Raw genomic sequence first — 19,244 nt, 5'->3', positions numbered from 1 at the left:
TCGTAGAGGCAGTTGTGGAAGTAGAAGAACTCGAGGTGTTTGAACTCGGTCTTCGCGGCCGAGAACAGCTCCTCGCACATCTTCACATGGGCATCCATCGAGCCGCCGATGTCGAGGAACAGCAGCACCTTGATGGTGTTGCGCCGCTCGGCCCGCATATGGATGTCCAGCCAGCCCTGACGCGCCGTCCCGTCGATTGTGGCGTCCATGTCCAGCTCGTCGGGCGCCCCCTGACGGGCGAAGCGGCGCAGGCGGCGCAGGGCCACCTTGATGTTGCGGGTGCCCAGTTCGACCTGGTCGTCCAGATTGCGGTACTCGCGCTTCTCCCAGACCTTGACCGCGCGGCCCTGCTTGCCCGGCCCGCCGACGCGCACGCCCTCGGGATTGTAGCCGCCGTGGCCGAACGGGCTGGTCCCGCCCGTGCCGATCCATTTGCTGCCGCCCTCGTGTCGGCCCTTCTGCTCCTCGAGCCGCTGCTTCAGCGTCTCCATCAGCTTGTCAAACCCGCCCAACGCCTCGATTTGCGCCTTCTCCTCGTCGGTCAGGTATTTCTCGTTGAGCAGCCTCAGCCAATCCTCGGGCACGTCCAGCGACGGCTCCTCGCCGGCGCCGACGGTCTCGATCCCGGCGAAAACCTTGCCGAACACCTGATCGAACCGGTCATAGTGTTTCTCATCCTTGACCAGCACCGCCCGCGACAGGTGATAGAAGTCGTCGACCTTCCGTCCGGCCACGTCGCGATCCATGGCCTCCATCAGATGGAGCCATTCCTTCATCGACACGGGCACGCGCGCGTCTCTCAGGGCGGTGAAGAAGGGGAGGAGCATCGGCCTAACCTGAGCCCCGCTCAGCCGCGCCGCAAGATGAACTCGTGATCCATCCAGCGCCCGACGGGATACTGGTACTCACCCGCCTTCTCGAACCCGTAGGCCGCATACAGCTTCTGCGCCTTCAGGTTTCCGCTCCAGACCCCGATCCACAGCGGCCCGTCGGTGTGGGCCTCCATCCACTCCAGCGCCACGGCCAGCAGCTTGGTCCCAAGTCCCAGACCCTGCGCGGCCTTTGACACATAAAGCCGCCGCAGCTCGGCGTTGCCGGGGCCGGCCTCGGGGTGGGGCAGGGTGTTGGGCCCGGTATTGGCGAAGGCCAGCAGTTCGCCGTCCCGCTCGGCCACCCACCAGGCCGCGCCGGGTTCGTTCAGCTTCGAGCGGATGGCGTCAGGATGGAAGCTGGCTTCGAGAAAGTTATCCAGATCGTCGGCCGGATAAGGGATGGCGAACCCGGCGGTGTCGACGAAGGTGTCCAGAAACGTCCTCCGCCCCAGCTCGGCGAGAGCTTCGGCGTCGGCTTGGGTTGCTGGTCGGATGATAGCTTCGCTCATGGGTTCGCTTTCACCCCGGAACCCTCCGGACTCAACCCCCAATTCCGCTCATCCCGGCGAAAGCCGGGACCCGGTTCTTTGGGTGATGAGGATGATCCGCGTTACCACCGCCAATCCCGTCCAGTCTGCCTCACGAAAGCACTGGGTCCCGGCTTTCGCCGGGATGAGCGGATGATTTTGTCGGCAGGCCCGCCTAGTCTCGAAAAATGAGCGTCGCCCTGTTCACCCACCCTGACATGATCGAACACCGCCCCGGGGTCGGTCATCCCGAGCGGCCCGAGCGGCTGAGGGCTGTACTGGAGGCCCTCGACGACTCCGGCCTGTCGCTCGACCGCCGCGCCGCGACCGAGGCCGCCGTCGCCGACCTCGAACGCCTTCACCCCGCCGACTATGTCGCCCGCCTGCTGAACGCCTCGCCCGCGACCGGCCTGAACCAGCTCGATGCCGACACAATCCTGTCCCCCGGCAGCATTTGCGCCGCCCGCCTCGCCGCCGGCGCCGTGGTCGACGCCGTCCGCGCCATCGCCCGGGGTGAGACGACCCGCGCCTTCGCCGCCGTCCGTCCGCCCGGGCACCACGCCGAGCCCGGTCAGGCCATGGGCTTCTGCCTGTTCTCCAATGTCGCCGTCGCCGCCCGCGTCGCCCAGGCCGAGGGTCTGGCCCGCGTCGCCGTCATCGATTTCGACGTCCACCACGGCAACGGCACCCAGGCCGCCTTCGAAAACGACGCCAGCCTGTTCCTCGGCTCCATCCACCAGATGCCCCTCTATCCGGGCACGGGGGCGGCGTCCGAGACCGGCGTCGGCAATATCGTCAACGCCCCGGTTCCGCCCCATGCAGCCCGCGAGGCTTGGAGGGCGACCTTCTCGGGCGGTCTGATGCCTGCGCTGCAAAGCTTCAATCCGGACCTGATCCTGATCTCCGCCGGCTTCGACGCCCACCGCCGCGATCCGCTGGCGCATCAAAGTCTGGAGGCGGAGGATTTCGCCTGGGCGACCCGCGCCGTTCTCGAGGTCGCGCGTTCGTGTTGCGGCGGCAAGGTTGCAGCCTCGCTCGAGGGCGGCTACGACCTTGAGGGGCTGGGCCGTTCCGCGGTCGCCCACGTTCAGGCCTTGGGGGAGGAATAAGGACGGTTCGCCAAAGGCTTATCCTCCGCAAATCATGCCCGCCCCCGCCCGAGACCCATTGATGGCAGAACCGCCGATTCCCGTGACTGCCCAGCCGGCCCGCCCGGCCCTCGTCTCGGTGCGTCCCGGCGCTATCATCCTGGCCCGTCACGGCGAGCCGGCCCTGTCGCGCAAATGCGTCCTGACCTCCGACCAGTACCGCGAGTGGTGGGCGAAATATGAAGTCGGCGGCCTGCGCGCCGGCCAGACCCCGCCGCCCGAGCTGATCGCCACGGCCCAGGGCGCGGGCGCCATCTACGCCTCGACCCGCCCTCGCGCCCAGGAAACCGCCGCCGCCATCTCGGCCGGGCGCGAGGTCATGTCGGACGCCCTGTTCATCGAGGCGCCCCTGCCGCCGCCGCACTTCCCCTCGTGGTTCAAGCTGCCGCCGAAATACTGGGGCGCCGTCGCCCGTTTCTGGTGGCACGCCTTCAACCACCATGAGGGCCAGGAAACCCGCCGTCAGGCCGAATGCCGCGCCGAAAAGGCCGCCCAGGCCCTGATCGCCCGCGCCGAGAGCGGACAGGACGTGCTGGTCCTCGCCCACGGCTACTTCAACCACATGGTCGGCCGCCGTCTGCGCGCCGACGGCTGGGATCTGGTCCACAACCAGGGCTTCAAATACTGGTCCCAGCGCCGCTACGAGAAGCGCTGACGGCGCGCCGGAGACCCCGATGATCCGCCGGACCCTGCTCGCCCTCCTGCTCTGCCTCGCCGCCCCGGTCGCCGCTGTCGCGCAGGACTCCGCGGCCGTGCGCGTGGCCATCGAAACCGAGATCGGAACCATTCTCGCCGAGACCGACCCGCGCGCGCCCGTCACCTCGGCCAACTTCCTGCGCTACGTCGACGAGGGCCGTTTCGACGGCACGACCTTCTACCGCGGCATGGTCCTCAGCCCCGCGGCCGGCCTGATCCAGGGCGGAACCAGCGGCGCGCCCGAGCGCGTCCTTCCGCCGATCGCCCACGAGCCGACCCATGAGACCGGCCTGACCCACACCGACGGCGCCCTGTCCATGGCCCGTTTCGACCCGGGCACGGCGACCGGCGACTTCTTCATCATCGTCGGCAACGTCAGCTCGCTGGACGCCGGCAAGTCCGCGCCCGGCGATCCGGGCTTCGCCGTCTTCGGCCGCGTCGTCGAGGGCATGGACATCGTCCGCCAGATCCTCGCCGCCCCCAAATCGCCCACGGAGGGCGAGGGCTTCATGCGCGGCCAGATGCTGGATCCCCGCATCCGCATCGTCTCGGTGCGCCGCGTCCCGATTCAGGAATAACCGGCTGTCCGCTTGAGGCGCGCTTCCGGCCCCTCTAGGGTCGCCGACGATATGACCGACGCCCCGCAAATCCCCGCCGATCTCAGCTTCGAGGACGCCCTGCAGCGCCTTGAGGCCATCGTGTCCAAACTCGAGTCCGGGCAGGCCCCGCTTGAGGAATCCATCGCGCTCTACGAAGAGGGCGCGCTCCTGAAGGCCCATTGCGAGAACCGCCTCAAGGCGGCCCAGCTGCGCGTGGAGAAGATCGTCGTCGGCCCTGATGGCGGCGCAAAGGGCGTCGAACCCGCCGAGTTCAACTGATGCCGGCCCCGGCCGCCCTGATCGCCTTCGACGACTTCATAAAGGTGGACGTGCGCGTCGGTAAGGTCCTGGCCGCCGACGCCTTCCCCGAGGCTCGCAAGCCCGCGTACAAGCTGACCATCGATTTCGGCCACGACATCGGCGTGAAGAAGTCCTCGGCCCAGATCACCGTCCACTACACCCGCGACGAACTGGTCGGCCGCAAGGTCGCCGCCGTGGTCAACTTCCCGCCGCGCCAGATCGGTCCCTTCATGTCCGAGGTCCTGACGCTGGGCTTCCCGGACGCCGCCGGCGAGGTTGTGCTGGTCGGCGTCGACCGCGAGGTCGAGATCGGCGGGAGGCTGTTCTGACCCTCCACCCGCCCCAGGCCCCGGCCGCCAACTCCCCGGAGCAGGGCGTCATCGACCGCGTGGCCGAGGTCGCCGATCTGGTCACCGTCGCCCTCGACGAGCTTCTGCCCCGCGCCAGCGGCCCCGAATCGCGCCTGACCGAGGCCATGCGCTATGCCGCCCTCGGTCCCGGCAAGCGGCTGCGCCCCTTCTTCGCGCTGGAGGCCGCGGAACTGTTCGACATCGAGGAGCGGCCAGTCCTGCGCGCCGCTTGCGCTCTCGAATGTGTTCACGCCTACAGCCTCGTCCACGACGACCTGCCGGCCATGGACAATGACGACATGCGCCGCGGCCGGCCCACGGTTCACCGCGCCTATGACGAGGCCACCGCCATCCTCGCTGGCGATGCGCTCCAGACCGCCGCCTTCGACATCCTGCTGCATCCCGACACCCACGATGACGCCGAGATTCGTTGCGAACTCGCGGCCCGCTTGTCGCTGGCCAGCGGCGCGCGCGGCATGGCCGGCGGCCAGATGATCGACCTGCTCGGCGTGCGCGACGACCTCGGCGGCGTCGCCCGCATGCAGCGGCTCAAGACCGGCGCCCTGTTCACCTACGCCTTCGAGATTCCCCTGATCATCGCCCGCGCCCGGGACATCCACCGTCAGGCCCTGATCAGCTTCGCCCACGACATCGGCCTGGCCTACCAGATCGTCGACGACCTGCTGGACGTCGAGGGCGACGAGGACATTCTCGGCAAGGCGGCCAACAAGGACGCGGCCCAGGGCAAGACCAATTTCGTCACCCTGCTGGGCGTGGAGGCGGCGCGGCACAGGGTCGCGCACCTCGCCGATCAGGCCCGCGCCCACCTCGACGTCTTCGGCCCCGACGCCGAAATCCTCAAGGCCAGTGTGGACTTCGTGCTAAAGCGACAGTCCTGACCGCTTCGCGCCATAGTCACGGCGCGGTATGAGTGGATCAAAGAGACCGTCCGCGACTTAGAGTTTTCATGCCCGACACCCCTCTGCTCGACCAGGTTCACCTCCCCGCCGACACGCGCGGGTTCGACATCCCCCAGCTGCGCCAGCTGGCGGACGAGGTCCGTGCCGAGACCATCGACGCGGTCTCCACGACCGGCGGCCATCTCGGCGCCGGCCTCGGCGTGGTCGAACTGACCGTCGCCCTGCACCACGTCTTCGAGACGCCCGACGACATCCTGATCTGGGATGTCGGCCACCAGTGCTATCCGCACAAGATCCTGACCGGCCGCCGCGACCGCATCCGCACCCTGCGCCAGCCGGGCGGTCTGTCCGGCTTCACCAAGCGCAGCGAGAGCGAATACGACCCCTTCGGCGCCGCCCACGCCTCCACCTCGATCAGCGCCGCCCTGGGTTTCGCCGCCGCCCGCGACCAGAAGGGCGAGCACAACCGCGTTGTGGCCGTGATCGGCGACGGCTCCATGTCCGCCGGCATGGCCTATGAGGCCATGAACAACGCGGCCGAGACGACCAACGGCCAGTTGATGGTCATCCTCAACGACAATGACATGTCGATCGCCCCGCCGGTCGGCGGCATGAGCGCCTATCTGGCCAAACAGGTTTCAGGCGGCGCCTATCGCAATTTCCGCCGCTTCGGAAAGTCGGTCGCCGAACACCTGCCGCGCCCGTTCCGCAACGCGGCGCGCAAGGCCGAGGAATACGCCCGCGGCATGATCGTGGGCGGCACCTTCTTCGAGGAGCTGGGCTTCTACTACGTCGGTCCGGTCGACGGGCACGACATGGACAATCTGGTCCCCATCCTGAAGAACGCCGCCGCCATCACCGACCGCCCGGTGGTCGTCCACGTCGTGACGCAGAAGGGCAAGGGCTACGCCCCCGCCGAGAGCAGCGCCGACAAGCTGCACGCCGTCGCCAAGTTCGACGTCGTCTCGGGCAAACAGTCCAAGTCCGTCTCCAACGCCCCCAGCTACACCAAGGTGTTCGGGACCGAGCTGATCAAGCGCGCGCACCTCGACCCCACCATCGTCGCCATCACCGCCGCCATGCCCTCCGGCACCGGTCTGGACCTGTTCGGCCAGGCCTTCCCGACCCGCACCTATGACGTCGGCATCGCCGAACAGCACGCCGTCACCTTCGCCGCCGGCCTCGCCGCCGACGGGANTACAGCCAGTTCAAGTCGGTGATCTCGCAGCTCCGGCACCGGTCTGGACCTGTTCGGCCAGGCCTTCCCGACCCGCACCTATGACGTCGGCATCGCCGAACAGCACGCCGTCACCTTCGCCGCCGGCCTCGCCGCCGACGGGATGAAGCCGGTCTGCGCCATCTATTCGACCTTCCTCCAGCGCGGCTACGACCAGGTCGTCCACGACGTGGCAATCCAGAAGCTGCCGGTTCGCTTCGCCATGGATCGCGCCGGTCTGGTCGGCGCCGACGGGGCCACCCACGCGGGCAGCTTCCGTGAAGCCGCCAAGGCCGGCATCTCGTTCGGCAAGGACGACATCGTCAGCGACGGCATGATGCGCGCGTTCCGGATCAACGAGGGCCAGGTCACCTGGTCGTCAGGTCGTAGAGCGAGCGAAGAATGTCCCTCGAGACCGCGATCCTCTGTTCTGGCGCGCTGATGACGACAAGCGCCAGGGGGCCGTGCCAGGTCGTCCACGACGTGGCAATCCAGAAGCTGCCGGTTCGCTTCGCCATGGATCGCGCCGGTCTGGTCGGCGCCGACGGGGCCACCCACGCGGGCAGCTTCGACATCGGCTTCATGGGCGCGCTTCCGGGGATGGTCCTGATGGCCGCCGCCGACGAGGCCGATCTGGCCGCCATGATCGCGACGTCGCTCGAGATCGACGACCGTCCCTCCGCCTTCCGCTATCCGCGCGGCGACGGCGTCGGGGTCGAGATCCCGGAACTGGCCGCCCCGCTCGAGATCGGCAAGGGCCGGATCGTCCGCGAGGGCACGACCGTCGCCATCCTGTCGCTGGGCACCCGCCTGCAGGAATCGCTCAAGGCCGCGGAAGCCCTGGCCGCGCGCGGCGTCTCGGCCACCGTCGCTGACGCCCGCTTCGCCAAGCCGCTGGACGCCGACCTGATCCTGCGTCTCGCCCGCGAGCACGAATGCCTGATCACGGTGGAGGAGGGGGCCATGGGCGGCTTCGGCGCCTTCGTCCTCCAGCTGTTGTCCGACAAGGGCGCTTTGGATGCGGGCCTCAAGATCCGCACCCTCTGCCTGCCCGACGTCTTCCAGGACCAGGACAATCCGGCCGCCATGTACGCCACCGCGGGCCTGAACGCCGACCATATCGCCGCCGCAGCGCTTCAGGCGCTGGGCGTCGAGGCGACGCGCGCGGTTCGCGCTTAACCACCCGGCGCAACCCTCGCCCTCCGCAACCGTTCTGTCGCGGGGCTCCTGAGGGTTGAGTACAATGAAACTGCGTATCCTTTCCGTCGCCGCCGTCCTGACGGCGGTCGTCACACCCGCAATGGCCCAGCAGGCCGAAGCCCAGGCCGCGCCTGCCTTCGAGATCATGCGGACCAGCGACACCGCCATGACATGTCCGCAGATTTCGGAAGAAGCCGCGCAACTCAGCCAGCAGCTGGGCGGTACGCCCGGCGGTGGCATCCTCAGCGCGGTCACCGGCGTCGCTTCAGCGGGCGCCGCCATGCTCATTCCGGGCGCGGGTCTGGCCATCGCCGGCGTCGACGCCCTGACCCGCCCGGACCGCGACCGCAAGGAAGCCGAGGCCGCCGCCGTGCGGCACCGCTGGTACTATCTGAACGGCCTCTACGCCGGTCAGGATTGTCAGGCGCTGTCCGACGCCGCAGGTCCGACCCCGGCCAGTCCCGCCGACGCGGCGCCGGCCCCCGACCAGAAGAACTGAAGCCGTCCGCGCCTTCTTCCTGTCGTCATTCCGGGGCGCTCAGCGACCCCGGGACCCAGCGGCGCGCGAGAGCGCGAACCGAAGGTCGGCGCGTAGCAGCCAACCTGTCGGGCGCGCGGCTGTGTCGGCATCGCCTTCGGCGCCGCTGGGTCCCGGCCTTCGCCGGGATGACGACAGAAGAGGTGCGAGCAATAATCTTTCAGCCACACACGTTACAAACTCTAACCCGCTGATCCGTCGTGGGATTTCCGAACCACCAGCGTCATTTCCCAGCCCTGGTCAGCGGCGCCCTTATCATCCTCCCCATCCCGTCGCGGGGGAGGGCGTCTGGCGCCAGGGCCAATCACGTGCGGCGGGGTGCGATCGAGCGGGAAACGTCGTCCTGTAATCGTCGTCCGGACGCTTGTGCGGTGAGGAACTGCGCCTGTGGAATATCGGGGGCGTGGGGACGGTGGATTGCCCGGGGGCGTGAAACCCCGGGGCCCGGGAGGCCTGGAAGCCTTCCGCCCGTCGCGGGCGTACGATGGAAAGGGCTGAAGCGGCGACAAGGCCGGGNCGGTGGACTGCCCGGGGGCGTGAAACCCCGGGGCCCGGGAGGCCTGGAAGCCTTCCGCCCGTCGCGGGCGTACGATGGAAAGGGCTGAAGCGGCGACAAGGCCGGGGCGGGAAAATTCCACAAGCCCCGCGGGCCGCCACCAGAAGCCCGCCCCCGTCGGCTCGTGTGAACCGGTCGCGCGGAGCGCAGGCGGCGACGCCGAAAACNGGGAAAATTCCACAAGCCCCGCGGGCCGCCACCAGAAGCCCGCCCCCGTCGGCTCGTGTGAACCGGTCGCGCGGAGCGCAGGCGGCGACGCCGAAAACACATTCCGGTCCCCGTAACGCGAAAGCAGGGGGCCATTTCACGGTTCCGGGCAGACCGCCCGCGCTCCGCCACCTCCCCGCACTTTCCGGCCCACGGGCCGGAGAGTGATGCCGCACGCCCTGTTGTCGTCATCCCGGCGAAGGCCGGGACCCAGCGGCGCCGAAGGCGATCTGTTCACGCACCGGCGCTCCCGGCAGGTTGGCTGCTACGCGCCGACCTTCGGTTCGTGCTCTCGCACGCCACTGGGTCCCGGCCTTCGCCGGGATGACGGCAGAACATGGAAGATCCCGCCGATATCCTCGCAGGCAGGAGGGAGAATTCACAGGATTCCGCGGCATCCACAGCGACCCTTCGCCACGCCCCCGGATTGGCGAAACAAACATGCGGAAAATCAACGCCGTACAGCACGTCTGCGCCGCCTTGACCTGCGGGGGTCCCGCCTATAGGTTCCGCGCCGAATTCAGACCCCCTCCGACATTCGTGCCGGAGTGCTGAGGCCGCCATGTCCCTGCCACCGGAATCGCGCGAAGAGGCGATCGCTCGTCTCAACAGAAGCGCATCCGATCTGGAGGCGCGCACCGCTCCGCCGCTCTCTCACGAGGCTGCGGGTCAGGCGGCGGCGGGCCAGGCGTGGAAGATCATCGCCGACCTGTTCGGCGGCGTCTTCGTAGGCCTCGCGATCGGCTTCGGGGTCGACCATTTCGCCGGCACCTCGCCGGTGGGAATCATCGGCGGCGTCCTTCTGGGCTTCGCCATTTCGGTGTGGATGGCGTGGCGCACGGCGCAGCGTCTGATGGCCGAAGCCAACAAGCATGGGGAGCCGAAGTCGGTTCCCTTCGATGACGACGAAGACCAGGGAGCCTGATCGCCAGATGGCCGATCCGCTACATCAGTTTCAGGTTACGCCGCTGCCGGGTCTCGACTTCGGCGAAGTGACGCTGCCGATCGTCGGCACGGTGCATCTGGCCTTCACCAATTCGCATCTGGCGATGACCATCGGCTTCCTGCTGGTCGTGGGCTTCCTGACGCTGGTCACCTCGAACGCCAAGGTTGTTCCGGGCCGCACCCAGGCCGTGGGCGAGACCCTGTTCGGCATGATCGACGGCCTGACCGAGTCCATCATCGGTCACGACGGCAAGAAGTATTTCCCGTTCGTCTTCACGATCTTCACCTTCATCCTCGGGATGAACCTGCTGGGCATGTTCCTCAGCTTCACCGCCACGTCGCAGCTCGCCGTGACGGCGACCTTCGGCCTGATCACCTTCGGCCTGGTCGTCATCGTCGGCATCGTCAAGAACGGCGCCAACTTCGCCAAGCTGTTCTGGCCGACCGGCGCGCCGCTGGTCATGCGTCCGATCGTCGGCCTGATCGAGTTCTTCTCGTTCCTGCTGCGTCCGCTGACCCTGACGCTTCGTCTGTTCGGCAACATGATGGGCGGCCACATCGCCCTGAAGGTCTTCGCCGGTTTCGTGGCCACGGCCGTCATCGGCGCCGCCGGCTGGTTCGGCGTGCTGATCTTCCCGCTCGCCCTGGGCATGACCATCGGCCTGACCGCGCTCGAGTTCCTCGTGGCCTTCCTTCAGGCCTTCGTTTTCGCTGTTCTGACCTGCATCTACCTCAACGATGTGGTCAACCTGGGCGACGGCCACTGAGCCCCGACCAGTTCTTCCAACCCAACCAAACCCAGACTGACAGGACTAAGACATGGATCCCCAAGCCGCTAAACTCATTGGCGCCGGCATCGCGATGTGCGGCATGATCGGCGCCGGCATCGGCGTCGGCAACATCTTCGGCCAGTTCCTGGCGGGCGCCCTGCGCAACCCGTCGGCCGCCGGCTCGCAAATCGGCAACCTGTTCGTCGGCGCCGCCCTGGCTGAAGCCCTGGGCATCCTCGCCTTCGTCATGGGCATCCTGATCTGGATCTCGTAATCGGCTTCGGCGGCGCGGACCCCGTCCGCGCCGCCGGCTGACGACCTTTCCGATCCAACAGGCGACCGATGACCGTTCAAGCCCAGCCCGTCATGCCCGAAGACGCGACCACCCCGGTCGCGGTCGAGGACACGCACGCCACGACCGAAGCCGCTCACGGCGGTGAACACGAGTCTGGCGGCCTGCCCCAGTTCGAGTTCCAGCACTGGTTCGGGCAGATCGTCTATCTGATCTTCCTGTTCGCGATCCTGTATTTCCTGATCGCGAAGATCTTTGCGCCGCGCATGCGCCGCGTCTTCGACGAGCGCGCCTCGACCATCTCGACGGCGGTGGACACCGCCCGGCAGGTACAGGCCGAGGCTGCCGGTCAGGCCGCCGAGGCCAAGCGCGAAGTCGAGGAGGCTCGCGCCTCCTCGCGCGCCACGGCCGCCGCCGCCAAGGCGCGTGTGACCGAGGAAGCCAACACCCGCGCCGCCGCCGAGGAAGCCGTGGTCAACGCCCGCATCGCCGAGGCCGAGACCGCTATCGGCAAGACCCGCGACGCCGCCATGACCAATGTTTCGACCATCGCGTCCGACACGGCCGCGGCGATCGTCGAACGTCTCACGGGCAAGGCGCCGACCGTCGCTGAAGCCGCTGCCGCCGTGAAGGGCGCCGTCTGATGGAATTCTTCAATCCCCATCTCTACAGCCTCGACAACCCGGAACTCTGGGTCGCGGTCGGCCTGATCGCCTTCTTCGTCATCGTCATCATCGCGGGCGTGCCGAAGCTGGTCGCCGGGGTGCTGGACGCCAAGGCCCATAGGATCCAGTCGGAACTCGACGAGGCCGCCCGTCTGCGCGCCGAGGCCGAGGCCCTGCTGGCCCAGATCCGCGCCGAGAAGGCCGAGGCCGAAGCCCAGGCCGCTGAAATGCTGAAAGCCGCCGAGGCCGACGCCCGCCTCATGGAGGCCGAGGCCAAGGTGAAGCTGGAAGAGACGCTGAAGCGCCGCCAGGACCTCGCTGAACGCCGTATCGCCCAGGCCGAGGCCCAGGCCTCCGCCGAGGTGAAGGCCGCCGCCGCCGATCTGGCCGCCCGCGCCGCCGAACAGATCCTGGCCGCGCGTCTGGCCGGTCAGAAGTCCGACCCGCTGCTCGACGCGGCCATCGCCCAGATCGGCTCGCGCCTCAACTAGGCGTCGTCAGGACCGCAGAAAACAACGGCCCCGCCAGTCTGGCGGGGCCGTTTTTCGTTTCAGTTCGTCGCCGGCTCGAACGGGTGTCGCGCCAGCTTCTCGGCTCGCACGAGGCGTCCGTAGACATTGCCCAGGACGATGCCGAAGATCGCGTGGCTGACGATCATCCACGCCAGTGTGCCGAAGCCCGCCCGCATGAAGAACAGCCCCGCCCCGGCGATCGGGGCGATGAACAGCGCCATCAGGATGAAGGCGCTGACGGCAAACAGGATACCCTTCGATTCGGGCGTATCCGTCGGCAGTCGGGGACAGAGAATCCCGAATGCGACGCCCAGACCGACGCCGGCGAGGACGTGGAGGAACCACCCCAGCGCCAGCCTGTCGGGCTGTTGAACGACCACGGCCAGAAGTTGCGGCATCGCTACGGCCCAGTGGCCGACCGCCATATTGATGCCTTCGATAATCGAAACCACGACGGTGGCTGCGAAACCTGCAGCCAATCCCTTACGTACACGTGACATCATGCCCGTTAGCGCCTCCCAAACGCTGTTGAGGGTCAAACTACGCATGGGAGAGCATACGCCTGCTGTAACAGGCGGCGTTCACTTTGCCGTGTACTTAACCGTGAGGCCGGAACCTACTCGGCGGCGATGTTCGAACCTTCGGGCGCGGTCCAGCGCAGCACCGGCGAGCGGGCGGCGCGGGTCTCGTCCAGACGGCGCAGCGGGGCGTGGAAGGGCGCGCCCTTGAACCGCTCGACGTCGCCGGCTTTCGCCGCCGTCGCCAGGGCCCGCATCGCCTCGATGAAGCGATCCAGCTCCTGCTTCGATTCCGTCTCGGTCGGCTCGATCAGCATGGCGCCGTGGACGACCAGCGGGAAATACATGGTCATCGGGTGGAAGCCCTCGTCGATCATCGCCTTGGCGAAGTCGAGCGTGGTCACCTCCGTGCCCTTCAGCCATTCGTCGTCGAACAGGGCCTCGTGCATGCACGGACCGTCCGGGAAGGCCGGGCTCATCAGGTCCGACAGCCGGGCCTTGATGTAGTTGGCGTTGAGCACCGCATCCTCGGCGACCTGACGCAGGCCGTCCGAACCATGGCTCATCATGTAGCTGAGGGCCCGGGTGTACATGCCCATCTGGCCCTGGAAGGCGCACAGGCGGCCGAAGGCCCGGGCGGCCTCGTCTTCCTCGCGCTCGACCAGACGATAGCCGTCAGCGTCGTGCACGACCCACGGAGCCGGGGCGAAAGGCGCCAGCGCTTCCGACAGCACCACCGGACCCGCGCCCGGCCCGCCGCCGCCGTGGGGCGTCGAGAAGGTCTTGTGCAGGTTGATGTGCATGGCGTCGACGCCCAGATCGCCCGGGCGCACCCGGCCGACGATGGCGTTGAAGTTGGCGCCGTCGCAATAGAAGTACGCGCCGGCCTCATGGGTCAGCCGGCTGATCTCGAGGATGTCGCGCTCGAACAGGCCGCAGGTGTTGGGGTTGGTCACCATGATGGCCGCGACGTCGTCGCCCAGCTTGGCGGCCAGATCGGCCACGTCGACGCGGCCGTCGTCGGTCTGGGCGACCTCGACGACTGTGTAGCCGACGAAGGCGGCGGTGGCCGGGTTGGTGCCGTGGGCCGAGGTCGGCACCAGCACCTTGCGGCGCTTCTCATGCTGACCCGAAGCCTCGTGGGCGGCGCGGATGGCCATCAGGCCGCACAGCTCGCCATGGGCGCCCGCCTTGGGCGACAGTGCGACGGCGGGCATGCCGGTCAGCGTCTTGAGCCAGTGCGCCAGGGTGTCCATCAGCTCCAGCGCGCCCTGAACGGTCGACGTCGGCTGCAGCGGATGGATGTCCGAGAAGCCCGGCAGGCGGGCCATCTTCTCGTTGAGGCGCGGGTTGTGCTTCATCGTGCACGAGCCCAGCGGATAGATGGCCAGGTCGATGGCGTGGTTCTTCTGCGACAGGCGCACATAGTGGGACAAGATCGCCGAGATCGGACCCGTCCGTCTTCGGTTCCGGCAGATCCACGCCGGTCTTGCCCCAGCCGTCGCTCTCGAAAATCAGGTGCTCGTTCTGCAGCAGGCCGCGCCCGCCGGTCAGGGTCGGGTGCTTGTAGTCATGGTCCACGGCGTTGGGGGCGGTGGGGCGGCCGACAGTGTTCATGGTGCTCATCGTTCCGCTCCTCAGACCGACAGGACCTTGGCGAGCGAACCCGCCAGGATCTTGATGTCGGCGTCCATGGTCATCTCGGTCGCCGCGACCAGCAGGACGTCGTCCATGCCGGCTTCCGGAGCCAGACGGCTGTAGGGCACGCCGGCGAGGATGCGGTGGGCGGCCAGCTGCTCGACCACCTCGGCGGCGGGCTTGGGCAGGCGCACGGCGAACTCGTTGAAGAAGCGCGTGGTCAGGATCTCGACGCCCGGGATGGCCGCCAGGGCGTCACGGGTCGCCAGCGCCTTCTCGTGGTTCAACAGGGCCATCTTCCGCAGCCCCGTCTCGCCCAGCAGGCTCATGTGGATGGTGAAGGCCAGGGTGCACAGGCCCGAGTTGGTGCAGATATTCGACGTCGCCTTGTCGCGGCGGATGTGCTGCTCGCGGGTCGACAGGGTCAGGACGAAGCCGCGTTCGCCATCGGCGTCGACGGTTTCGCCGGTCAGGCGGCCGGGCATCTGGCGGACCAGCTTTTCTCGGCAGGCGAACAGGCCGACGTAGGGTCCGCCGTAGTTCAGGGCGTTGCCGATCGACTGGCCCTCGGCGGCGACGATGTCGGCTCCCATTTCGCCCGGCGATTTCAGCAGGCCCATCGATACGGCCTCGGTGACGACGACAATCAGCAGGGCGCCGGCGGCGTGGGCCGCCTCGGCGATCTTCGTCACGTCGGTGGCCGTGCCGAACACGTTCGGGGTCTGGACGACGACGCAGGCGGTGTCGGGACCGATCTGCGCGATGACATCGGCCTCGGCGTCGATTGCGGCCGGCAGGACCTCGGTCTCGACGCCGACGGCGTGGACCACGGTCTCGGTCGCGCGGACATAGTGCGGATGCACCCCGCCCGAGATGACCGCCTTGTTGCGGCGGGTGACGCGGGTGGCCATCAGCACGCCCTCGGCCATGGCGGTCGAGCCGTCATAGAGGCTGGCGTTGGCTACCGGCATGCCGGTCAGGTTCGCGACCTGGGTCTGGAACTCGTACAGATACTGCAGCGTGCCCTGGGCGATTTCCGGCTGATAGGGTGTGTAGCTGGTCAGGAACTCCGACCGCTGGATCACGTGGTCCACCGTCGCCGGGACGTGGTGCTTGTAGGCGCCGGCTCCGCAGAAGAAGGGCGCCGAGCCGGCCGACGTGTTCCGCGCGGCCATGGCGCCCAGCGCCCGCTCGACCTCCAGCTCGCCCGCCACGCGGGGCAGGTCGACGAAGCCGTCGCGATGCGCCGCCTTGGGCACGTCCACGAACAGGTCGTCTATGGATTTGGCTCCGATGGCCGCCAGCATGGCGGATCGGTCGTCGGGCGTCAGGGGGAGGTAACGCATCTCAGTCCAGTCTGGCGTTGTGGGTCATCAGCGCGCTGACGGCCCGATCGGAAAGGGAGGAGGAGGCGGCAAGTCCATCGCGCACGCCGGCGAAATCGTCGGCGCTGCGGTTCTGGCTCATCTTGAGGGCGCCGCGGATATCGTCGATCTCGATCCGCAGGCCGACGAGGGCATGCTGCAGCTTTTCGATATAGGGCTCCGGCGCATCGTCGACCGCCCACGGCTCTGACCGGTCGCGCTCAAGCGCCTCGGTCAGGCGTTCGAAATAGGGGCGCACCCGGGCGGGGTCGCTCTCGACGCAGGCCCGGCCGCGCGCCTCAACCCGGGCATAGTTCCAGGTCGGAACCGTTCGTCCGTGGACCTGCTTGGACGGATACATCGATGGCGAGACATAGGCGTCGGGGCCGGTGAAGATGGCCAGCACCTCCGCGCCTTCCGTCAGCGCCTGCCAGAAAGGATTGGCGCGCGCGACATGGCCGACAAGGGCCGTGATCCGGCCGTCAGCGCCATGCTCGGCCAAAAGCGGAGCGTGGGCGGCCAGCAGGCGGCCTTCGGCGTGGACGACAAGGCTCGCCAGCGGGCTGGCGCCGATCAGCGCAGCCAGCTGTGCGGGGTCATCCTCGACGAAGGCGCCGGGCCGATACATCAGAGGGTGGCGAGGAAGGCGTCGTAGGCGGCGCGGTCCATCAGGCCGTCGGTCGAGGCGTCGGACACCTTGATCTTCGCGAACCAGCCTTCGCCTTCGGGATCGGCGTTGACGGTTTCCGGGGCGGAGGCGAGGGCGGCGTTGCCCTCGATCACCTCGCCCGAGACCGGGGCGTAGACGTCCGAAGCCGCCTTGACGCTCTCGACGACGGCGAAGCTGTCGCCCTTCGAGACAGTCTTGCCGGCGTCCGGCGTCTCGACGAACACCACGTCGCCCAGGGCGTCAGCGGCGTGCTTGGAAATTCCGACGGTGGCGACGTCGCCATCGAAGCGAACCCACTCATGATCCTTGGAGAAATGCATCGGTCCGATCCTCAGGCTTTCGGTTTGCGATAGTAGCGTTGGGCGACGAAGGGGGTGGCGACGACCTCGGCCGCGGCGGGCTTGCCGCGCACGATGACCTTCAGATCGGTCCCCAGCTCGGCGAACTTCGGCGGGACATAGCCCATGGCGATATTGCGGCCCAGCGTCGGCGAGGGTCCGCCCGAGGTGATCGCGCCGATGACGTTTCCGTTCATGTCGGCGATCTCGGCGCCTTCACGGGCCGGGGCGCCTTCCTTGACGCTCAGGCCGATGCGGACGCGGTCCGGGCCGTCGGCCAGTTCCTTCAGGATGCGGTCGGCGCCGTTGAAGTCCGCGCGCTCCTTGCGCGACTTGGACAGGGCGAAGGTCAGGGCGCCTTCGACCGGGCTGGTCGAGGCGTCGATGTCGTGTCCGTGCAGCGGCAGGCCGGCCTCGAGGCGCAGGCTGTCGCGGGCGCCCAGACCGATCGGCTTGACGCGGGCGTCCTTCAGGATCTCGTTCCAGACGCGCTCGGCCTGATCGGCAGGCACGGAAATCTCGTAGCCGTCCTCGCCCGTGTAGCCCGAGCGGGAGATGAAGCAGTCGCAGCCGAACAGCATCAGCCGGGCGCATTCCATGAAGCCCATCTCGGCCAGCAGAGGCTCGTGGGCGGCCATGACCTCGGCGGCCTCGGGGCCCTGGATTGCGATCAGCGCGCGGTCGTCGAGGACCTTCAGCGTCGCATCGCCCTGCAGATTGGCCTGCAGGAAGGCGAAGTCGGCGTCCTTGTTGCCGGCGTTGACCACGACATAGAGGCCGTCGTGGTCGGGCTTGCCGGCCATCAGGTCGTCCATGATGCCGCCCTCGGCGTTCAGCAGCAGGCTGTATTTCTGCTTGCCGGCCTTCAGGATCGCATAGTCGCCGGGGACGAAGCGTTCGAACTGGGCGACGGCGTCCTCGCCGGTGATCTTGCACTGGCCCATGTGCGAGACGTCGAACAGGCCCGCGTGTTCGCGGGTCCAGCGGTGCTCGGCCAGCACGCCCTCGTACTGCACCGGCATGTCATAGCCGCCGAAGCCCACCATGCGGGCGCCCGCCGCGCGGTGTGCGGCGTTGAGGGGCGTGGTCTTCAGGGCTTCGTCGGTCATCTGAACTCTCGCGGTCGCGTGTTGAGGCGGAAGCTCCGCCGTCCTCGCGCCCCCGCTGTCCTGAAGCCTGAGAGATTCCGACGTCCTCAATGAGGTCGCCTTGCTCCGTCGGCGCGCTCCGAAGAGCGACTTTCCAGCGTCCGAATGTCCTCGCGGTCCGTTTGCCTGAGCGTTTCCGGGGCGGTTGCGCCTTCGGCTCCGAAGCCTCCGAAAAGGCCCCGATCTCTCCCGCGAGAGCGAGCGGACCTAGGCCCCGACTCCGGCGCGAAGTCAAGCGGAACGGGCGGCCCACGCCTCCACTTCGGCGATCCGGGCGGCCTTGTCAGCGTCGCTGAGGAAGGACCCTTCGAAGCTGTTGCGGGCCAAGAGCGTGATCTGGTCCCTCGTCAGGCCCACGGCCTCGGCCAGCTGGCGATAGTTCTCATTCACATAGCCGCCGAAATAGGCCGGATCGTCCGAGTTCAGGGTCACGTGCAGGCCGCGACGAAGCATCTCCGGCACGGGATGGTCCTTCAGATCCTTCACCACGCAGAGCTTGAGGTTGGACAACGGGCAGACCGTCAACGTCATCCGTTCGTCAGCCAGCCGCTCGACCAGACGCGGGTCCTCCATCGAGCGGTTGCCGTGGTCCATACGATCGATTTGCAGCAGGTCCAGCGCCTCCCAGACATAGGCCGGCGGACCTTCCTCGCCGGCATGGGCGCAGAGCTTAAGGCCGAGGTCGCGGGCGGCGGCGAAGACGCGTTTGAACTTGGACGGCGGATGGCCGACCTCGGACGAATCCAGTCCCACTCCGATGAAGTGGTGCAGATACGGCTTCGCCGCCTCCAGAGTGGCGAAGGCCTCGTCCTCGGTCAGATGCCGCAGGAAGCTGAGGATCAGTCCGGAGGTGACGCCCAACTCGGCCTTCGCCCGGTCCATGCCCGCGATCAGACCCTCGACCACGACCTCGAACGGGACGCCGCGATCGGTGTGGGTCTGGGGGTCGAAGAAAATTTCGGCGTGCCGGACGTTGTCGGCCGCGGCGCGCTGGAAATAGGCGAAGGCCAGGTCCTCGAAGTCGCGCCGCGTCAGCAGCACGTTCGCACCGGCGTAATAGATGTCGAGGAAGTCCTGCAGGTTCGAAAAGTCATAGGCGGCGCGCACCGCCTCGACGCTGTCGAACGGAATGGCCACGCCGTTCCGCTGGGCCAGTTCGAACATCAGTTCGGGCTCGAGGCTGCCCTCGATGTGAAGATGCAGTTCGGCCTTGGGCAGGCCGGCGATATAGGCGTCGAGCGACATGGGCGGCTCC

20 protein-coding genes, 4 pseudogenes and 2 riboswitches are annotated in these 19,244 nt (G+C 67.9%); of the genes and pseudogenes, 15 read left to right on the top strand and 9 right to left on the bottom strand.

Annotation, left to right across the window (positions count from 1 at the left end; translation table 11 throughout):
* The coding region (locus tag ASD25_RS18630; protein ID WP_235562786.1) for a VWA domain-containing protein at positions 1-827 on the bottom strand (827 nt) is incomplete at its 3' end.
* A gap of 20 nt (positions 828-847) precedes the next feature.
* Positions 848-1,381 (bottom strand): GNAT family N-acetyltransferase, encoded by a 534-nt coding sequence (locus ASD25_RS18625; protein ID WP_056619420.1) that lies wholly within the window; start codon positions 1,379-1,381, stop codon positions 848-850.
* A 206-nt stretch (positions 1,382-1,587) separates the two neighbouring features.
* Here ASD25_RS18625 and ASD25_RS18620 point away from each other — a divergent pair, with 206 nt between their 5' ends.
* From ASD25_RS18620 to ASD25_RS18555, 15 genes and pseudogenes are all read left to right on the top strand, one after another.
* On the top strand, positions 1,588-2,508 hold the full coding sequence (locus ASD25_RS18620) for a histone deacetylase family protein (protein ID WP_056619417.1): 921 nt from the start codon (positions 1,588-1,590) through the stop codon (positions 2,506-2,508).
* Between the two features lie 61 nt (positions 2,509-2,569).
* Complete coding sequence (locus ASD25_RS18615; RefSeq protein ID WP_082572510.1) at positions 2,570-3,202, top strand: histidine phosphatase family protein; 633 nt, start codon at positions 2,570-2,572, stop codon at positions 3,200-3,202.
* A 19-nt stretch (positions 3,203-3,221) separates the two neighbouring features.
* Positions 3,222-3,821, top strand: a complete 600-nt coding sequence (locus ASD25_RS18610) for a peptidylprolyl isomerase (RefSeq protein WP_056619414.1) — start codon at positions 3,222-3,224, stop codon at positions 3,819-3,821.
* Between the two features lie 51 nt (positions 3,822-3,872).
* Positions 3,873-4,121 (top strand): exodeoxyribonuclease VII small subunit, encoded by a 249-nt coding sequence (locus ASD25_RS18605; RefSeq protein ID WP_056619410.1) that lies wholly within the window; start codon positions 3,873-3,875, stop codon positions 4,119-4,121.
* Entirely contained in the window at positions 4,121-4,471 is a 351-nt protein-coding gene (locus ASD25_RS18600; RefSeq protein ID WP_056619407.1) for a tRNA-binding protein, read from the top strand. The genes ASD25_RS18605 and ASD25_RS18600 overlap by 1 nt, the downstream gene beginning before the upstream one ends.
* Positions 4,472-4,521: 50 nt before the next feature.
* A complete protein-coding gene (locus tag ASD25_RS18595; protein ID WP_056619404.1) occupies positions 4,522-5,391 on the top strand; it encodes a polyprenyl synthetase family protein in 870 nt (289 codons plus the stop codon).
* 68 nt (positions 5,392-5,459) lie between these two features.
* Positions 5,460-6,609 (top strand): annotated as a pseudogene (gene dxs / locus ASD25_RS18590) (1-deoxy-D-xylulose-5-phosphate synthase); the annotation flags it as partial.
* Between the two features lie 131 nt (positions 6,610-6,740).
* Positions 6,741-6,905: pseudogene (locus ASD25_RS33295) on the top strand (hypothetical protein); the annotation flags it as partial.
* A gap of 191 nt (positions 6,906-7,096) precedes the next feature.
* Positions 7,097-7,807: pseudogene (locus ASD25_RS18585) on the top strand (transketolase C-terminal domain-containing protein); the annotation flags it as partial.
* A gap of 64 nt (positions 7,808-7,871) precedes the next feature.
* Complete coding sequence (locus ASD25_RS18580) at positions 7,872-8,327, top strand: hypothetical protein (RefSeq protein ID WP_056619401.1); 456 nt, start codon at positions 7,872-7,874, stop codon at positions 8,325-8,327.
* A 1,364-nt stretch (positions 8,328-9,691) separates the two neighbouring features.
* A complete protein-coding gene (locus ASD25_RS18575) occupies positions 9,692-10,054 on the top strand; it encodes an AtpZ/AtpI family protein (protein WP_056619399.1) in 363 nt (120 codons plus the stop codon).
* A 7-nt stretch (positions 10,055-10,061) separates the two neighbouring features.
* On the top strand, positions 10,062-10,841 hold the full coding sequence (locus tag ASD25_RS18570) for a F0F1 ATP synthase subunit A (protein WP_056619397.1): 780 nt from the start codon (positions 10,062-10,064) through the stop codon (positions 10,839-10,841).
* Between the two features lie 52 nt (positions 10,842-10,893).
* On the top strand, positions 10,894-11,118 hold the full coding sequence (locus ASD25_RS18565; protein ID WP_056619394.1) for a F0F1 ATP synthase subunit C: 225 nt from the start codon (positions 10,894-10,896) through the stop codon (positions 11,116-11,118).
* Between the two features lie 68 nt (positions 11,119-11,186).
* Complete coding sequence (locus tag ASD25_RS18560; RefSeq protein ID WP_056619391.1) at positions 11,187-11,780, top strand: ATP synthase F0 subunit B'; 594 nt, start codon at positions 11,187-11,189, stop codon at positions 11,778-11,780.
* Positions 11,780-12,292: a F0F1 ATP synthase subunit B gene (locus tag ASD25_RS18555; protein ID WP_056619388.1), complete on the top strand. Its 513-nt coding sequence runs from the start codon at positions 11,780-11,782 to the stop codon at positions 12,290-12,292. The genes ASD25_RS18560 and ASD25_RS18555 overlap by 1 nt, the downstream gene beginning before the upstream one ends.
* Positions 12,293-12,351: 59 nt before the next feature.
* On the opposite strand, the gene ASD25_RS18550 is transcribed toward ASD25_RS18555, so the two are convergent.
* The 7 genes and pseudogenes from ASD25_RS18550 to ASD25_RS18520 form a co-directional block, all read right to left on the bottom strand.
* On the bottom strand, positions 12,352-12,861 hold the full coding sequence (locus tag ASD25_RS18550) for a DUF6789 family protein (RefSeq protein ID WP_200943666.1): 510 nt from the start codon (positions 12,859-12,861) through the stop codon (positions 12,352-12,354).
* A 68-nt stretch (positions 12,862-12,929) separates the two neighbouring features.
* A pseudogene (gene gcvPB, locus ASD25_RS18545) lies at positions 12,930-14,457 on the bottom strand (aminomethyl-transferring glycine dehydrogenase subunit GcvPB).
* An 11-nt stretch (positions 14,458-14,468) separates the two neighbouring features.
* Positions 14,469-15,815: an aminomethyl-transferring glycine dehydrogenase subunit GcvPA gene (gene gcvPA / locus ASD25_RS18540; RefSeq protein ID WP_056619386.1), complete on the bottom strand. Its 1,347-nt coding sequence runs from the start codon at positions 15,813-15,815 to the stop codon at positions 14,469-14,471.
* 1 nt (position 15,816) lies between these two features.
* Complete coding sequence (locus ASD25_RS18535; protein ID WP_056619383.1) at positions 15,817-16,461, bottom strand: FMN-binding negative transcriptional regulator; 645 nt, start codon at positions 16,459-16,461, stop codon at positions 15,817-15,819.
* On the bottom strand, positions 16,461-16,823 hold the full coding sequence (gcvH, locus tag ASD25_RS18530) for a glycine cleavage system protein GcvH (RefSeq protein ID WP_056619381.1): 363 nt from the start codon (positions 16,821-16,823) through the stop codon (positions 16,461-16,463). The genes ASD25_RS18535 and gcvH overlap by 1 nt, the downstream gene beginning before the upstream one ends.
* Before the next feature lie 11 nt (positions 16,824-16,834).
* Complete coding sequence (gene gcvT, locus ASD25_RS18525) at positions 16,835-17,950, bottom strand: glycine cleavage system aminomethyltransferase GcvT (protein ID WP_056619378.1); 1,116 nt, start codon at positions 17,948-17,950, stop codon at positions 16,835-16,837.
* A 53-nt stretch (positions 17,951-18,003) separates the two neighbouring features.
* Positions 18,004-18,089, bottom strand: a riboswitch (glycine riboswitch).
* A 4-nt stretch (positions 18,090-18,093) separates the two neighbouring features.
* Positions 18,094-18,191, bottom strand: a riboswitch (glycine riboswitch).
* Between the two features lie 29 nt (positions 18,192-18,220).
* A complete protein-coding gene (locus ASD25_RS18520) occupies positions 18,221-19,234 on the bottom strand; it encodes an adenosine deaminase (protein WP_056619375.1) in 1,014 nt (337 codons plus the stop codon).
* Positions 19,235-19,244: the final 10 nt, after the last annotated feature.

The sequence above is a fragment of the Brevundimonas sp. Root1423 genome (assembly GCF_001426805.1).
The sequence above is the reverse complement of the archived record's forward strand: the minus strand, read 5'-3'. Positions and strand labels throughout refer to the sequence as shown.

What these genes read in the sequence shown, in the direction of transcription:
- ASD25_RS18555 (WP_056619388.1), top strand. Translation starts at nt 11,780, where the DNA reads ATGGAATTCTTCAATCCCCATCTCTACAGCCTCGACAACCCGGAACTC.
- ASD25_RS18560 (WP_056619391.1), top strand. Translation starts at nt 11,187, where the DNA reads ATGACCGTTCAAGCCCAGCCCGTCATGCCCGAAGACGCGACCACCCCG.
- ASD25_RS18620 (WP_056619417.1), top strand. Translation starts at nt 1,588, where the DNA reads ATGAGCGTCGCCCTGTTCACCCACCCTGACATGATCGAACACCGCCCC.
- ASD25_RS18610 (WP_056619414.1), top strand. Translation starts at nt 3,222, where the DNA reads ATGATCCGCCGGACCCTGCTCGCCCTCCTGCTCTGCCTCGCCGCCCCG.
- ASD25_RS18625 (WP_056619420.1), bottom strand. Translation starts at nt 1,381, where the DNA reads ATGAGCGAAGCTATCATCCGACCAGCAACCCAAGCCGACGCCGAAGCT.
- ASD25_RS18520 (WP_056619375.1), bottom strand. Translation starts at nt 19,234, where the DNA reads ATGTCGCTCGACGCCTATATCGCCGGCCTGCCCAAGGCCGAACTGCAT.
- ASD25_RS18580 (WP_056619401.1), top strand. Translation starts at nt 7,872, where the DNA reads ATGAAACTGCGTATCCTTTCCGTCGCCGCCGTCCTGACGGCGGTCGTC.
- ASD25_RS18550 (WP_200943666.1), bottom strand. Translation starts at nt 12,861, where the DNA reads ATGCGTAGTTTGACCCTCAACAGCGTTTGGGAGGCGCTAACGGGCATG.
- ASD25_RS18600 (WP_056619407.1), top strand. Translation starts at nt 4,121, where the DNA reads ATGCCGGCCCCGGCCGCCCTGATCGCCTTCGACGACTTCATAAAGGTG.
- ASD25_RS18605 (WP_056619410.1), top strand. Translation starts at nt 3,873, where the DNA reads ATGACCGACGCCCCGCAAATCCCCGCCGATCTCAGCTTCGAGGACGCC.
- ASD25_RS18565 (WP_056619394.1), top strand. Translation starts at nt 10,894, where the DNA reads ATGGATCCCCAAGCCGCTAAACTCATTGGCGCCGGCATCGCGATGTGC.
- ASD25_RS18615 (WP_082572510.1), top strand. Translation starts at nt 2,570, where the DNA reads ATGGCAGAACCGCCGATTCCCGTGACTGCCCAGCCGGCCCGCCCGGCC.
- ASD25_RS18575 (WP_056619399.1), top strand. Translation starts at nt 9,692, where the DNA reads ATGTCCCTGCCACCGGAATCGCGCGAAGAGGCGATCGCTCGTCTCAAC.
- ASD25_RS18535 (WP_056619383.1), bottom strand. Translation starts at nt 16,461, where the DNA reads ATGTATCGGCCCGGCGCCTTCGTCGAGGATGACCCCGCACAGCTGGCT.
- gcvH (WP_056619381.1), bottom strand. Translation starts at nt 16,823, where the DNA reads ATGCATTTCTCCAAGGATCATGAGTGGGTTCGCTTCGATGGCGACGTC.
- gcvT (WP_056619378.1), bottom strand. Translation starts at nt 17,950, where the DNA reads ATGACCGACGAAGCCCTGAAGACCACGCCCCTCAACGCCGCACACCGC.
- ASD25_RS18570 (WP_056619397.1), top strand. Translation starts at nt 10,062, where the DNA reads ATGGCCGATCCGCTACATCAGTTTCAGGTTACGCCGCTGCCGGGTCTC.
- gcvPA (WP_056619386.1), bottom strand. Translation starts at nt 15,815, where the DNA reads ATGCGTTACCTCCCCCTGACGCCCGACGACCGATCCGCCATGCTGGCG.